Genomic DNA, 14,064 nt, shown 5'->3' on the forward strand with positions numbered 1-14,064 from the left:
CCTGCTCAGGAGGCGGGGCTTTTCATTGGTCGCGGCTCAGGGCTTGGACGCCAATGCCTCTTCCACTGCCTTGATCAGGTCCGGGCTGTCCGGCTTGGTCACACTGGAAAAGTTGGCAATTACCTTGCCCTGGCGGTCCACCACGTATTTATAGAAATTCCACTTCGGCGCACTGCTCTGCTGCGCCAGCAGCTTGAACAGGTGCACTGCGTCCGGCCCCCTGACCTTCTGTGGTTCGGTCATGGTGAAGGTCACGCCGTAGTTCACGTAGCAGACCTTGGCGGTTTCTTCGCCGGTCTTGGCTTCCTGTTTGAAATCATCGGACGGCACGCCAATCACTTCCAGGCCTTGGTCCTTGTAGCGCTGATACAACGCTTCCAGGCCTTTGAACTGCGGAGCAAAGCCACAGAAGCTCGCCGTGTTGACGATCACCAAGGGTTTGCCAGCGAATTGCTGGCACAGGTCGATGGATTCCTTGGCCCGCAACTTGGGTAATTGCCCCTCCAGTAACGGGGGGCAACTGGCGGCCATCGCCACGCTGCCAACAGCCATGAGGACGGGTACAGCGAGCCAGCGTATCAGCATGTCGACATTCCTTGAGTCAGTTCAGGCATTGAACTTAACAGATCGCCATGCCCAGTTGCATCAACGCCAGGCCGCCCTGTTGCCAACCCCACCAGGCCAGCAGCAACAGAGCCAACACCGCCGCCATGGCCATAACGCGCACCGCTAGCCTCATGCCGCCTCCATCTGCGCCTGCATACGCGCCACCGGGCGCTCACGCACCGGCCAGTTCAGGGCCGCAGCGAGCAGGCTGAGCAGAATCGCCACCTGCCAGATCAAATCGTAGCTACCGGTTCGATCATAGACCACCCCGCCCAGCCAACCACCGAGGAATGAGCCGAGTTGGTGGAACAGGAACACAATCCCACCGAGCATTGAAAGGTTGCGCACACCAAACAAGGTCGCGACAGTGCCGTTGGTCAGGGGGACGGTGGACAACCACAGGAACCCCATCGCCATGCCAAACAGATACGCGCTGACTTCGGTGACCGGCGCCCACAGGAACAATACAATCACCACGGCCCGCAACAGGTACAAACCGGTCAGCAGGCGCGGCTTGGACATGCGCCCGCCCAGCCAACCGGCCGTGTAGGTGCCGAACACGTTGAACAGGCCGATCAAGGCCAGCACCGTGGTGCCTACCGTGGCCGGCAGGTGCTGGTCGACCAGGTACGCCGGCAAGTGCACGCCGATAAACACCACTTGGAAACCACAGACAAAAAAGCCGAAGGACAACAGCCAGAACCCTGAGTGAGAGCAGGCTTCCTTGAGAGCTTCGCCCAGGGTCTGCTGACCGACCGTGACCGGCAGCGGTCGATCCTTGAGCATCGCGACCAGCGGCAGGATCAACGCCACCATCAAGCCCAACGCCAGCAGTGCCGCAGACCAGCCCAGCCAGCCAATCAAGCCGAGGGTGCCGGGGACCATGGCGAATTGGCCGAAGGAACCGGCGGCGCTGGCGATGCCCATGGCCATGCTGCGTTTTTCCGGGGCTACGGCGCGGCCGACCACACCAAGAATCACCGAGAACGAAGTACCGGACAGGCCAATCCCAATCAGCAAGCCTGCGCTCAGAGACAGCGACCACGCAGAGTCGGACATGCCCATCAGCACCAGGCCCGCGGCATACAATACGCCGCCGACAAACACTGCCTTGGTCGCGCCGAACCGGTCGGCCAAGGCCCCGGTAAACGGTTGGGCCAGGCCCCAGATCAGGTTCTGCAAGGCAATGGCGAAGGCAAAGGTCTCACGCCCCCAGCCAAACTCGCTGCTCATGGGCGACAGGAATAGGCCGAAGCCATGCCGTACGCCCAGGGACAACGCCAGGATCAGCGCACTCCCCACAAGGATCCAACCACTGGTGCGCCACATTGAGGTCATTTCTTATTCTCCGCTCGCGGGTATATACCCGCTTATAGTCGAACAAACCGCGCTTCAGGCGAGTTCGTCCAGCAAGGCCAACAACGTTTCGCGCTTTTCGGCGCCCAACTTATCAATCAGCTTCTGTTGCGCCGCTTCCCATGCCGGCAAGGCCGCGGCCAGTCGCTGCTGGCCTGATTCGGTCAACACCACCAGGCGGTTGCGCAGATCGTCGCCCTCGACCAACTGCACCAGCCCTTCGCCTTCCAATACACGCAGATTACGTCCCAAGGTACTGCGGTCCAGACCCATGGCCTCGGCCAGGCTGGAAATGCTCGGTTGGTCGAGGCGCTGCAAGTTACACAGCAGAGAATACTGGGCAACGTTGATCCCGAAGCCGTCGAGAGCGCCGTCGTAATGCCTGCTGACGCCACGGGCGGCGCGTCGCAGGTTGGTGCACAAACATTGGGAGGCAAGCATAGAGCGTGTATATACCCGCAGTTAAGGAAATGCAAGAAAGGGTTACAGGGCCAGCCCGACCAGGACGGCAACTTCAAGCAGCTCCAATAGCGCACCGGCCGTATCGCCCGTGGTGCCGCCCAGACGCCTGACCATCAAATGACGCAGCCACACGAAGCACAGCGCCGCCAGCAACACCGCGATGCCGCCGTTGAAACCACCAATCAGGATGCATGCCAGGCCGCAGAGGATCAGTACCTGTTGGCCGACAATCCGCGGTAAATGATCGGACAATGCCTGGCCCAATCCTCCTGCACGTACGTAGCGCGTGGTGAGAAACAGCGCCAACATCGAAGCCCGCCCGATCAGCGGCGCCAGGATCAAGGCAGCGCCATTGTGCTGTTCGATCAGGGCCACCAACGCGCTGAACTTGAGCAGCAACACCAGGCCCAGGGTGACCACCGCAATCGGCCCGCTGCGCGGGTCTTTCATGATGTTGAGGGTGCGCTCGCGGTCACCAAAGCCACCCAGCCACGCATCGGCGCTGTCCGCCAGGCCATCCAGGTGCAGGCCGCCACTGAGCAGCACCCAGGCCGTCAGTAGCAGCGCGGCATGCAATAGCAACGGCGCGCCCATCAACACCAGGTTCAGGCCCCATAGCAGCAGGCCGAACAGCAGTCCCACCAGCGGATAAAACAGCAACGAGCGGCCCAGCTCTTGAGGCTGTGGCATGCCCGGCAAACGGATCGGCAGGCTACTGAGAAATTGCAGGGCGATCCAAAATGGCAGCATCGTCAGGTTCCTTCCTTCAAGACGCTGTCGGCGCCAACCTGCAGGCTGAACAACGCGCCGTGGCCGACTTCGACATTCAGCAATTGCTCACGGGGCAAACCGCGTGCGCGGGCCAACAGCAGGCGCATCACGCCGCCGTGGCTGATCAATAGCACGCGCTGGCCAGCATAAGCTTGATGCAGTCGGGAGACAGCGCCGAGCACCCGTTCGGAAAACTCACTGACCGGCTCGCCTTGCGGCGGCGTGAACGCGTATGGATCGGCCCAGAACAACCCTAGCCCTTCGGCGTCGGTTTCCATCAGTGCGGCTGCGCTCTGGCCTTCCCAGGCGCCGAAGTGGAGTTCTTGCACATCAGGCTCAAGACTCACCGGCAGGTCAAGCTGTGCCCCCAACTCCTGGGCAAACAAGGCACAGCGTTGCAGCGGCGAGCTGATCAGCCGATCCCACGGCCCCTGCTCGACCACTGCGGCGCGCATCTGTGCCCAGCCCCTGGCGGTCAATGCATCGTCCAGGCTGCCACGCAGGCCGCCGCCCAGCTCGGTTTCGCCGTGGCGCAGCAGGTCCAGGCGCAAGGTCATGCGGGGCGATCCGCCACGGACGCTTCGGCGAACGTTGCCATCTGCCCGTGCAACGCGCACGCCAGGCGCAACAATGGTACCGCCAGCGCCGCGCCACTGCCCTCGCCCAGGCGCAGGCCCAGCTCCAGTAAAGGTCGGGCATCCAGGCTGTGCAGCACATGGCGATGGCCCGGCTCGGCGCCCCGATGGCCGAACACCAGCCATTCGCGACATCCCGGGTTCAAGCGCACCGCCATCAGTGCGGCAACGCTGCAGATGAAGCCATCCACCAGCACCACAATGCCCTCTTGGGCGCAGGCCAGATAAGCGCCGACCAACGCCGCCATTTCAAAGCCGCCGAGGTTGAACAGGGTTTGCAACGCATCACCACGCTGAGCGGCATGCACCGCCAATGCCCGCTCGATCACCGCGACCTTGTGGCTGACACCCGTGGCATTCAAACCCGTGCCCGGGCCTGTCAGATCACTCACCGGGCAATCCAGCAAGGCACAGGCCAAGGCGCTGGCCGCAGTGGTATTGCCGATGCCCATCTCACCGCCGATAAACAACTGCGCGTCGCTGTCCAGGGCGCGGCTCACGCTGTCTCGTCCGGCTTGCAGGGCCAGTTGCCCCTGGGCCCGAGTCATCGCCGGCCCATCGACGAAATTGGCCGTGCCCGCGCCGATATTCAGGTGACGCACGCCGGGCAAATCCAGCGACGGCGTGACGGTGCCGAGGTCGACCACTTCCAGCTGCGCATCCAGCTGCCGCGCCAACACACTGATCGCCGCACCACCGGTGACAAAGTTATGCAGCATCTGCCCGGTCACTTCCTGGGGAAATGCCGACACGCCTTCGGCAACCACGCCATGATCGCCGGCAAAAATCGCGATCCACAGTCGATCTACCGACGGTTTGACCTGGCCCTGCAGGCCTGCCAACTGCAGCGCCAGCGCCTCCAACTGACCGAGGGAACCGGCTGGCTTGGTCAACTGCTGCTGGCGCGCCAGCGCCTGTTCGTGGGCAGCGGCATCAATGGCCTTGCAGGGCTTGAGCCACCAGGAATCCGTCATAACGCAGTACCTTTCAAAGTCAGGGGCAGGCCGGCGACCGTCAACACAACACGCTGACACCGCTCGGCCAAGGCTTGATGCAGCCAACCGGCTTCATCCACATAACGGCGAGTCAATTCGCCCAGCGGCACGACACCCAGACCGGTCTCGTTGCTGACAAAAATAATTTCACCCGGCAGCGACGCCAGGGTTTGCAGCAGTTGATCGCGCTCAAACGCCAGGCGATCAGCGTCTTCGAGCATCAGAAGATTGGTGAGCCATAACGTCAGGCAGTCCACCAACAGGCAATGCTCGGCAGCGGCGTTTTCACCCAGCACCCGCGCCAGCTCAAGGGGTTCTTCAATCAACCCCCAATGGTCTGGACGACGCTCACGATGCAGGGCAACCCGCTGATTCATTTCACCGTCCAGCGGCTGGCTGGTGGCGATGTAAGTGACCTGCAAACCGCTATCGCTGGCGAGCTTTTCAGCAAGGCGACTCTTGCCAGAGCGTGCGCCGCCCAAGATCAGTTGGAGCATGGAATAAGCCCTGTAAAAGTCATGGATGGAGCGGGAAGCCAGAATGAACGCGGCGCTCTCAGGTTTTTCGCGAGCAAGCTCGCTCCTACAGAAAAGCAGACACGCCGCCAGCGTATCCACGATGCGAAGCGAGCCGCTCTTGATCTTGCTTTTGATCTTGGGCGCCCCGTCAAACCACGCTGGCCGAACGCAGGCTTGGATCCGTGGGTAACCCGGCAGGACGCCGGGGTAGCCGTCCTGGGCCAGGGATGGCCCATGACGGCGGCCCACGGATTCAAGCCGGAGTGAGGGCACACCGAGCCTGGGCGAGGTGCCGAGTGGTGGGGCAAGAGCGTTTTGGTTACTTTTGCGCTTTTCAAAAGTGACCCGCTGTAAGAGCGGAACCCATAGTGGCCGTTACCGCAGCAATGGATATGTACACCGACAGGCCGCCATCGGGAGCAAGTCGAAACGTCGCACCGCCCCTCCCACATTTGAACACCGTCAGATCCCACATAGGTTGCGCAACAAATCGGTGTCCAAGTGGTGCTCAACCAAGTCCGCCAGCCGCTCGATATCACGCTCACGAATGAACGCGGCGTTCTCAGGTTTTTCGCGAGCAAGCTCGCTCCTACAGAAAAGCAGACACGCCGCCAGCGTATCCACGATGCGAAGCGAGTCGCTCTTGATCTTGATCTTAGGCGCCCCGTCAAACCACGCTGGCCGAACGCAGGCTTAGATCCGTGGGTAACCCGGCAGGACGCCGGGTTAGCCGTCCTGGGCCAGGGATGGCCCATGACGGCGGCCCACGGATTCAAGCCGGAGTGAGGGCACACCGAGCCTGGGCGAGGTGCCGAGTGGTGGGGCAAGAGCGTTTTGGTTACTTTTGCGCTTTTCAAAAGTGACCCGCTGTAAGAGCGGAACCATAAGTGGCCGTTACCGCAGCAATGGATATGTACACCGACAGGCCGCCATCGGGAGCAAGCCTCCTCCCACATTCGAACACCGTCAGATCCCACATAGGTTGCGCAACAAATCGGTGTCCAAATGGTGCTCAACCAAGTCCGCCAGCCGCTCGATATCACGCTCACGCAACCCGTGATAATCCACCTCCTGCACATCCTGCAACCCAGCCCAACGCAACAACGCACTGCACGCCGCCGGTGCCTCAAACAGCCCATGCAGGTAGGTACCAAGAATCTGCCCATCCGCACTCAGCGCCCCATCGCTGCGCCCATCGTCCAGCAACACGGCAGCGCTGACCAAAGCATCACCCGACGTCACCCCCGCATGAATCTCATACCCACTGACCTCCGCATCCTCGAGCACCAAGCGCCCGCGTACATTACGCAGTTGCTTCTCCTCCTCCAGCGTCGTAGTAAACGCCAGCAACCCAAGACCAGCACTGGACCCGGCCACACCCTCCAGCCCGAGCGGGTCATGCACCTGCTCGCCCAGCATCTGCAACCCACCGCAAATCCCCAGCACCTTGCCGCCATAACGCAAATGCCGCGCCACGGCTGCCTCCCAGCCATTGGCACGCAAGAACGACAAATCGCTGCGCACGCTTTTCGAGCCCGGCAGGATGATCAAGTCAGCCGCAGGAATCGCCTGGCCCGGCCCGACAAACTGCAAATCCACCTGGGGGTGCAGGCGCAACGGGTCGAAATCCGTATGGTTGCTGATACGCGGCAACACCGGCACCACCACCTTGAGCACCTGGGCGGCCTTGTCGACCTGGCGCTGGTCGATACCGTCTTCGGCCTCCAGGTGCAGGTCCATCACATAGGGCAACACCCCCACCACCGGCTTGCCAGTGCGTGCCTCCAGCCAATCCAGCCCAGGCTGCAGCAGCGCGATATCACCGCGAAAACGGTTGATGATGAAACCCTTGACCCGCGCCTGCTCACTGGGCGAAAGCAGCTCCAGCGTGCCGACCAGATGGGCAAACACGCCGCCGCGATTGATGTCGGCGATCAACAGCACCGGGCAATCCACTGCTTCGGCGAAGCCCATGTTGGCAATGTCGTTGGCACGCAGGTTGATCTCGGCCGGGGAACCCGCGCCCTCGACCATCACCACCGGGTAGGCCTGGCTCAAACGCGCGTGGGAAGCCAGTACCGCTTGCATCGCGATAGCCTTGTAGTCGTGATAGGCCACGGCGTTCATGCTGGTCACGGCGCGGCCATGGATAATCACTTGGGAACCGGTGTCGCTGTTGGGCTTGAGTAATACCGGGTTCATGTCGGTGTGGGGCGCCAGGTTGGCGGCCTGGGCCTGGACCGCCTGGGCACGGCCGATTTCGCCGCCTTCGGCGGTGACGGCGCTGTTGAGCGCCATGTTCTGCGGCTTGAACGGCACCACCGCCACGCCCTGACGCACCAGCCAGCGACACAGCGCGGTCACCAGGGTGCTCTTGCCGGCATCGGAGGTGGTGCCCTGCACCATCAGGGTACTCATGTGGCTTCCTTGTAGGCGGCCAGGGCCTGGTCGAGTCGCAGCCAATCGGCGTCGGTGTCGGGCAGGCCGAAACGCACGCTGCTGTCATGCACAAACAGGCGCAGCAGGATGCCGCGCTGGGCCATGAATTCGTGCAGGCGTTCGGCGTGCGGCGTAATCAACCACTGGAACAACGCGCAACCGCCGTGGGGCTCAAAGCCCCGGCGTTCAAGCAATTCAAACAAGCGCTGGCCGGCTTCGATGCAGCGTTTGCGCTGGCGGGTATGCCCGGCGGTGTCGCGCAGGCACACTTGGCCCAGCACCCGTGTCGGCCCGCTGACGGCCCAGGGCCCGACCTGTTCGGCGAGCAACTTGAGCAGCTTGCGCTCGGCCAGCACAAAGCCCAGGCGCACACCGGCCAGGCCGAAGAACTTGCCGAATGAACGCAGCACGATCAAACCGACCTCATGGGTATGGCTGGCCAGGCTCAACTCTGGGGTAACGTCCATGAAGGCCTCGTCCACCACCAGCCAGCCACCGCGCTGGGCCAGCCGCGCATGCCAGTCCAGCAGGCGCTGTGGGGGCAGGCTCAGGCCTGTGGGATTGTTGGGGTTGACCACCACCAGCACGTCGAGGCTGTCGAGAAAGAAATCGACCTCCTGCTCCTGCACTTCGCGCACCACGTAGCCAGCGCGACGCCAGGCTTCGGCGTGCTCGGCATAACAGGGCGAGAGCACGCCGACCTTGCCGGAGCGACGCAGGCGCGGCAGCAACTGGATCGCGGCCTGGGAGCCCGGCACCGGCAACAACTGGGCGGTACCGTAATAGTCGCTGGCGGCCTGCTCCAGGCCGTCGTCGCTTTCCGGCAGGCGCGCCCAGGCACGCAACGGGATTTCGGGAATCGGCCACGGCCAGGGCGCCAGGCCACTGGACAGATCGAGCCAATCCGCTTCGGCAATCCCATACTCAATCGCGGCCTTTCGCAGCCGACCACCGTGTTCAAGCATAGATGTGTGCCCCCACGCACAGGACTAACAACCACAACCATACGCCGCGTTGCACCAGTTGCCAGCCGCGATCAATGGAATCGGCGTCGGCCGGTGGACCTTCGCCCAACTGCGGGCGCTGATGTACCTCGCCGTGATAAATCGCCGCACCGCCCAATTCGACCCCCAGTGCACCGGCACCGGCAGCCATCACCGGCCCGGCGTTGGGACTGTCCCAAGTCGGGCCCTGGGTGCGCCAGCATTTGAGGGCTAGGCGGGTTTTGCCCAATAACGCGTAGGTCAAAGCCACCAGGCGCGCAGGAATATAGTTGAGCACATCGTCTATCTTGGCGGCAGCCCAGCCAAAACGTTCGAAGCGTTCGTTGCGATAGCCCCACATGGCATCCAGGGTGTTGCTCAGGCGATAGAGCACCACGCCCGGCACACCGGCCACCACGAACCAGAACAGCGCGGCGAATATCGCGTCGCTGCCATTTTCCAGCACCGACTCAGTGGCGGCGCGGGCGACTTCAGTGCGGTCCAGTTCGCTGGTCTGGCGGCTGACCAGGTAGCTCACGCGTTTGCGCGCCTCGTCCAGGTCATCCCTGCGCAGAGCCTGGGCCACCGGGGTCACATGCTCACCCAGGCTACGCATGCCAAGGGCGCAGTACAACGCCAGGATTTCCACGAGCCAGCCAATCAACGGCGCCCATGACAAAGCCGTGGCCAGCAGGGTCAGCGGCACCACCGCGATAAACCACGCGGTCACGCCATGGCTGCGCCAGCCGCGTCCACCGGTATTGAAACGCTGCTCGATACGCCCGGCGAAATTGCCGAACGCCACCAGCGGATGCCAGCGCCTGGGCTCACCCAGCAGCGCATCCAGCGCCACCGCAGCGACACACAGCAAGGCCACACTCATTGACTCACTCCCCACTTGTTTTCATACAGCATGTCACTCAGCGGTCGCGGCTCGGTCCAGCCTTCAAGCTGCAACATCGGTGCCGGATAGAATTGCGCCACCGGTCCCAGGCATAACACCGCCAGGGGCTTGGCACCGGGCGGCAAGCCCAGCAGCTCGGCCAGGGCCTGGGGTTCGAACAGCGAGACCCAGCCCATGCCCAAGCCTTCCACGCGCGCCGCCAGCCATAGGTTCTGAATTGCACAGGATAGAGACGCCATGTCCATTTCCGGCAGGGTGCGGCGCCCGAAGATATGGCGCTCGCGATCATCCATCAGTGCGGCCACCAATACCTCGGCGCAGTCGTTGATGCCTTCGACCTTGAGCTTCATGAACGCATCGGAGCGCTCGCCCAAGGCTTCGGCGGTGCGCACGCGCTCTTCTTCCACCAACTGTTGAATCTGCCCACGCAGGGTGCGGTCGCTGATGCGGATAAAACGCCAAGGCTGCATCAGGCCGACGCTGGGCGCCTGGTGCGCAGCCTGGAGCAGGCGCTGCAGCAGTTGCGGGGCGACGTTGCCGCCAGTGAAGTGGCGCATGTCGCGGCGTTCGGCGATGGCGCGGTAGACAGCGTCGCGGTCGGCCTTGGGGAAGGCGTTGTCAGTCATGGCCTCATCGGGGGCAAGCCCCCTCCCACATTGGATTGGGTTTCAACTCGGTCAACTGTGGGAGCTGGCTTGCCTGCGATAGCGGTCTCAAGGTCTGGCGCGAACAACGCGGCCACCGCGCCAGGATTCGACGGGAAATAAAAGTGCACGTAGGACGCGGTCATCCGCCCTTGGCGGTACACCGCTTCGGCACCGCGCCCACCGTTGGGGCTCAGGCCGCGGGCAATTGGCGCCCATTCGGTGTTGGTCAGGGAATGGTGGTAGGTGTGGCCGCGCAGGACGCCTTCCGGCAGTTCGACGCTTTGCAGAGCCAGGGCTGCAAGTTTCTTTTGCATCACTGCATCGCCCTGCAGCAGGCCCACCAGTTCGGCACGAGAACCGTGCACATCGGTGAGCGAATCGAGCAGGTAGAGCATGCCGCCGCATTCAGCAAGCAGCGGTTTACCGGCGCCGTGATGCGCACGGATGGCCTCCAGCATCGGGATGTTGGCCGACAGGGCCTGGTGGTGCAATTCCGGATACCCGCCGGGCAGATACAGACTGTCAGCTTGCGGCAGTTGGCGATCATGGATCGGTGAGAAAAAGCTCAGCTCAGCGCCCATCCCCCGTAACAGGTCAAGGCTGGCGCCGTAGGTAAAGGCAAAGGCTTCGTCACGGGCCACGGCGATGCGCACGCCGGCGAGCAACGGCTCGGCCTCGATCACGGCGGGCGCGGCAAAGGTCACGGGCGGCGGCAGGGCCACTTCACAACTGCTGCCCAGGGCCTGGGCGGCGGCGTCCAGGCGCACATCGAGGTCATTCAATTCACTGGCTTGCACCAGGCCCAGGTGGCGGCTGGGCAGTTCGATGCCGGTCTCCCGGGACAACGCGCCGTACCAGCGCAAGCCCTCGGTGAGGCTGCCTTCGAGCAACTGGGCATGACGCAAAGTACCGACACGGTTGGCCAGCACGCCAGCAAACGGCAGGTCGGGTTGATAACGTGCCAGGCCCAGGGCCAGGGCGCCAAAGGTCTGGGCCATGGCGGTGCCATCGATCACGCCCAGTACCGGCACGCCGAAGTGCCGCGCCAGGTCGGCGCTGGAGGGCGTGCCGTCGAACAAACCCATCACGCCTTCGATCAGGATCAGGTCAGCCTCCCCTGCCGCTTCCCAGAGCAGACGGCGACTTTCCTGCTCGCCCACCATCCACATGTCCAGTTGATACACCGGCGCCCCGCTGGCGCGCTCGTGGATCATCGGGTCGAGAAAATCCGGGCCGCATTTGAACACGCGTACCTTGCGTCCCAGGTTGCGATGCAAACGCGCCAGCGCGGCGGTGACGGTGGTTTTGCCCTGGCCGGACGCCGGAGCGGCGATCAATACGGCCGGGCAATGACGGGGCTGATTCAAAGTTCGACGCCTTTCTGGGCCTTGATACCGGCCTGGAACGCGTGCTTGAGCATGCCCATTTCGGTGACCGTGTCGGCCATTTCAATCAGTTCCGGCTTGGCGCCGCGGCCGGTGACCACCACATGCTGCATTGGCGGGCGGGCTTGCAGGTCGCTGAGTACCTGATCCAGGTCCAGGTAGCCGTGCTTGAGGGCAATGTTCAGCTCGTCCAACACTACCAGGCCGATAGAGGCGTCTTGCAACATTGCACGGGACACGGCCCAGGCCGCCTCGGCGGCGGCGATGTCGCGCTGGCGGTCCTGGGTTTCCCAGGTGAAGCCTTCGCCCATCACATGGAAACGCACCTGCTCGGGAAAGCGCCGAAAGAACAGCTCTTCGCCGGTGCTGTTGCGGCCCTTGATGAACTGCACCACGCCGCACTGCATGCCATGGCCCATGGCGCGGGCCAGCATGCCGAAGGCCGAGCTGCTCTTGCCTTTGCCATTGCCGGTCAGTACCAGCAACAGGCCGCACTCATTCGGCGAATTGGCGATGCGCTCGTCGATCACGGCTTTTTTGCGCAGCATGCGCGCCAGGTGGCGTTCGTCGCGGTCAGGGGAATCGGTCATGGCAGCTCTCCGTTGGGGCTGGACAAAAAACGGCGGGCAGGAAAAAGACAAAACAGACAGCCAAGCATCGCCCACCGTGATGCTGTTGAATGTTCAAGGCCGGTCTCCGGACTCATGAGTGGCGCGTCGTATCGATGCAGCCGAGGGCGCGCCTTCCCATATCGCGAGCGATACAGTGGCAAACAGCACCGTCTTGACTCATTTACCGTTGCGGGGGCAGCGCCGGAATCGCGGCAACACTGTGTACAAGTGCGCTCACTCACCGGCTTCCCTGTTTCACTCTGCCGACGCGCACGCCACAGAGCACCTGGAACAAGCCGCGAAGGTTAGTGGGTTGGGGGTGGAGCGTCAATTAAAGCTGGCCTGGTACTTGAACCATCCGTACACCCTGCTTCTCTACCCTTACAGGTATCAAGGAGAAAACCATGCATAAAACCCGACTCGCCTTACTGATCATGCTCGCCGGCGGCCTCGCCGCCTGCGGTGAAAGCTCAACCTTGCAGGTCTCCGACGGTACCGGGCCCGCGCCCAAGCTGCCGGAACCGAACAAGACTCTGGTCCCCACCGTCAATATCGCCCCGGCCATTGGCTGGCCTGAGGGCGCCAAGCCAACTGCTGCTGCCGGCACCCAGGTTGCCGCGTTCGCCGAGGGCCTGGATCACCCGCGCTGGCTTTACGTGCTGCCCAATGGCGACGTGCTGGTGGCCGAGACCAATGCGCCACCCAAGCCGGACGATTCCAAAGGCGTGCGCGGCTGGGTAATGGAAAAGGTCATGGGCCGTGCCGGTGCCGGCGTGCCGAGCCCGAACCGCATTACGTTGCTGCGCGATGTCGATCACGATGGCGTGGCCGAAACCCGCACGGTGTTCCTGGAGAATCTCAATTCGCCCTTTGGCATGACACTGGTCGGCAACGACCTATATGTGGCGGACTCGGATAAGTTGCTGCGCTTCCCCTATCAGCCGGGTGAAACCGCGATCAAAGCCCAGGGCACCAAGGTCGTGGACTTACCGGGCGGGCCTTTGAACCACCACTGGACGAAAAACGTGGTAGCCAGCAAGGATGGCAGCAAGCTGTATGTAAGCGTCGGCTCCAACAGCAACGTCGGTGAAAACGGCCTGGAGGCAGAGCAGGGCCGCGCCGCAATCTGGGAAGTCGACCGCGCCACCGGCAAGCACCGCATTTTCGCCTCCGGCCTGCGCAACCCTAACGGCATGGCCTGGGAACCTCAGAGCGGCAAGCTGTGGACGGCGGTCAATGAACGCGATGAAATCGGCAGTGACCTAGTGCCTGACTACATCACCTCAGTCAAGGATGGCGGGTTTTATGGCTGGCCTTTCAGCTATTACGGCCAGCATGTGGATGTGCGTGTCACACCGCAAAACCCTGATCTGGTCGCCAAGGCCATCGCGCCGGACTACGCGGTAGGCCCTCATACCGCCTCACTGGGGCTGACGTTCGCCGAGGGCAGCAGACTGCCCGCGCAGTTCAGCAATGGTGCGTTTATCGGCCAGCATGGCTCGTGGAATCGCAAGCCGCACAGTGGCTACAAGGTGATTTTCGTGCCGTTTGAAGGGGGCCAGCCAAAAGGACAGCCGGTGGATGTGCTGACGGGGTTTCTCAACAGCGATGAAAAAGCCATGGGCCGGCCAGTGGGTGTGGTGATCGACCAGCAAGGGGATTTGCTGGTGGCCGATGATGTGGGCAATAAGGTTTGGCGGGTTTCGGCAGCCAAGTAACCCATCTCAGGAGCACTATAAAACCAATGTGGGA

The 14,064-nt window shown here is 62.8% G+C and carries 14 protein-coding genes and 1 riboswitch; of the genes, 1 reads left to right on the forward strand and 13 read right to left on the reverse strand.

The features are described 5' to 3' along the window. Positions 1-36: 36 nt before the first annotated feature. The 13 genes from QYQ93_RS20860 to cobO form a co-directional block, all read right to left on the reverse strand. A complete protein-coding gene (locus QYQ93_RS20860) occupies positions 37-585 on the reverse strand; it encodes a glutathione peroxidase (protein ID WP_338475392.1) in 549 nt (182 codons plus the stop codon). A 150-nt stretch (positions 586-735) separates the two neighbouring features. Next, entirely contained in the window at positions 736-1,935 is a 1,200-nt protein-coding gene (locus QYQ93_RS20865) for an MFS transporter (protein ID WP_161796528.1), read from the reverse strand. 63 nt (positions 1,936-1,998) lie between these two features. Continuing rightward, a complete protein-coding gene (locus tag QYQ93_RS20870) occupies positions 1,999-2,403 on the reverse strand; it encodes a MarR family winged helix-turn-helix transcriptional regulator (RefSeq protein ID WP_043051622.1) in 405 nt (134 codons plus the stop codon). A gap of 42 nt (positions 2,404-2,445) precedes the next feature. Next, positions 2,446-3,174 carry an adenosylcobinamide-GDP ribazoletransferase gene (locus tag QYQ93_RS20875; RefSeq protein WP_043051621.1) on the reverse strand — a complete coding sequence of 243 codons (729 nt, stop codon included), beginning with the start codon at positions 3,172-3,174 and terminating at the stop codon, positions 2,446-2,448. Positions 3,175-3,176: 2 nt separating this feature from the next. After that, complete coding sequence (cobC, locus tag QYQ93_RS20880) at positions 3,177-3,752, reverse strand: alpha-ribazole phosphatase family protein (protein WP_338475393.1); 576 nt, start codon at positions 3,750-3,752, stop codon at positions 3,177-3,179. Beyond that, the gene (gene cobT / locus QYQ93_RS20885) at positions 3,749-4,804 is read right to left on the reverse strand and encodes a nicotinate-nucleotide--dimethylbenzimidazole phosphoribosyltransferase (protein WP_338475394.1); all 1,056 of its coding nucleotides are present in this window, start codon (positions 4,802-4,804) and stop codon (positions 3,749-3,751) included. Before cobT ends, cobC begins: the two co-directional genes overlap by 4 nt. After that, positions 4,801-5,322 carry a bifunctional adenosylcobinamide kinase/adenosylcobinamide-phosphate guanylyltransferase gene (gene cobU, locus QYQ93_RS20890; protein WP_338475395.1) on the reverse strand — a complete coding sequence of 174 codons (522 nt, stop codon included), beginning with the start codon at positions 5,320-5,322 and terminating at the stop codon, positions 4,801-4,803. The genes cobT and cobU overlap by 4 nt, the downstream gene beginning before the upstream one ends. Before the next feature lie 987 nt (positions 5,323-6,309). Continuing rightward, positions 6,310-7,761 carry a cobyric acid synthase gene (locus tag QYQ93_RS20895; protein ID WP_338475396.1) on the reverse strand — a complete coding sequence of 484 codons (1,452 nt, stop codon included), beginning with the start codon at positions 7,759-7,761 and terminating at the stop codon, positions 6,310-6,312. After that, on the reverse strand, positions 7,758-8,747 hold the full coding sequence (gene cobD / locus QYQ93_RS20900) for a threonine-phosphate decarboxylase CobD (RefSeq protein ID WP_043048920.1): 990 nt from the start codon (positions 8,745-8,747) through the stop codon (positions 7,758-7,760). Before cobD ends, QYQ93_RS20895 begins: the two co-directional genes overlap by 4 nt. Further along, a complete protein-coding gene (gene cbiB, locus QYQ93_RS20905; RefSeq protein WP_043048922.1) occupies positions 8,740-9,648 on the reverse strand; it encodes an adenosylcobinamide-phosphate synthase CbiB in 909 nt (302 codons plus the stop codon). Before cbiB ends, cobD begins: the two co-directional genes overlap by 8 nt. Further along, a complete protein-coding gene (gene bluB / locus QYQ93_RS20910; RefSeq protein WP_338475397.1) occupies positions 9,645-10,295 on the reverse strand; it encodes a 5,6-dimethylbenzimidazole synthase in 651 nt (216 codons plus the stop codon). Before bluB ends, cbiB begins: the two co-directional genes overlap by 4 nt. Next, complete coding sequence (locus QYQ93_RS20915; RefSeq protein ID WP_338475398.1) at positions 10,292-11,683, reverse strand: cobyrinate a,c-diamide synthase; 1,392 nt, start codon at positions 11,681-11,683, stop codon at positions 10,292-10,294. The genes bluB and QYQ93_RS20915 overlap by 4 nt, the downstream gene beginning before the upstream one ends. Continuing rightward, complete coding sequence (cobO, locus tag QYQ93_RS20920) at positions 11,680-12,291, reverse strand: cob(I)yrinic acid a,c-diamide adenosyltransferase (RefSeq protein ID WP_043048925.1); 612 nt, start codon at positions 12,289-12,291, stop codon at positions 11,680-11,682. Before cobO ends, QYQ93_RS20915 begins: the two co-directional genes overlap by 4 nt. Positions 12,292-12,371: 80 nt before the next feature. Further along, positions 12,372-12,617: riboswitch (cobalamin riboswitch) on the reverse strand. Positions 12,618-12,716: 99 nt separating this feature from the next. Here cobO and QYQ93_RS20925 point away from each other — a divergent pair. Further along, a complete protein-coding gene (locus QYQ93_RS20925; protein ID WP_338475399.1) occupies positions 12,717-14,030 on the forward strand; it encodes a sorbosone dehydrogenase family protein in 1,314 nt (437 codons plus the stop codon). Positions 14,031-14,064 lie beyond the last annotated feature (34 nt).

It is taken from the genome of Pseudomonas khavaziana, assembly GCF_036704165.1.
Classification (GTDB): Bacteria; Pseudomonadota; Gammaproteobacteria; order Pseudomonadales; family Pseudomonadaceae; genus Aquipseudomonas; species Aquipseudomonas khavaziana.

Bases quoted from the DNA above. Each gene is read 5' to 3' on its own strand.
- QYQ93_RS20860 (WP_338475392.1), bottom strand. From the start codon at position 585: ATGCTGATACGCTGGCTCGCTGTACCCGTCCTCATGGCTGTTGGCAGC.
- QYQ93_RS20865 (WP_161796528.1), bottom strand. From the start codon at position 1,935: ATGTGGCGCACCAGTGGTTGGATCCTTGTGGGGAGTGCGCTGATCCTG.
- QYQ93_RS20870 (WP_043051622.1), bottom strand. From the start codon at position 2,403: ATGCTTGCCTCCCAATGTTTGTGCACCAACCTGCGACGCGCCGCCCGT.
- QYQ93_RS20875 (WP_043051621.1), bottom strand. From the start codon at position 3,174: ATGCTGCCATTTTGGATCGCCCTGCAATTTCTCAGTAGCCTGCCGATC.
- cobC (WP_338475393.1), bottom strand. From the start codon at position 3,752: ATGACCTTGCGCCTGGACCTGCTGCGCCACGGCGAAACCGAGCTGGGC.
- cobT (WP_338475394.1), bottom strand. From the start codon at position 4,804: ATGACGGATTCCTGGTGGCTCAAGCCCTGCAAGGCCATTGATGCCGCT.
- cobU (WP_338475395.1), bottom strand. From the start codon at position 5,322: ATGCTCCAACTGATCTTGGGCGGCGCACGCTCTGGCAAGAGTCGCCTT.
- QYQ93_RS20895 (WP_338475396.1), bottom strand. From the start codon at position 7,761: ATGAGTACCCTGATGGTGCAGGGCACCACCTCCGATGCCGGCAAGAGC.
- cobD (WP_043048920.1), bottom strand. From the start codon at position 8,747: ATGCTTGAACACGGTGGTCGGCTGCGAAAGGCCGCGATTGAGTATGGG.
- cbiB (WP_043048922.1), bottom strand. From the start codon at position 9,648: ATGAGTGTGGCCTTGCTGTGTGTCGCTGCGGTGGCGCTGGATGCGCTG.
- bluB (WP_338475397.1), bottom strand. From the start codon at position 10,295: ATGACTGACAACGCCTTCCCCAAGGCCGACCGCGACGCTGTCTACCGC.
- cobO (WP_043048925.1), bottom strand. From the start codon at position 12,291: ATGACCGATTCCCCTGACCGCGACGAACGCCACCTGGCGCGCATGCTG.
- QYQ93_RS20925 (WP_338475399.1), top strand. From the start codon at position 12,717: ATGCATAAAACCCGACTCGCCTTACTGATCATGCTCGCCGGCGGCCTC.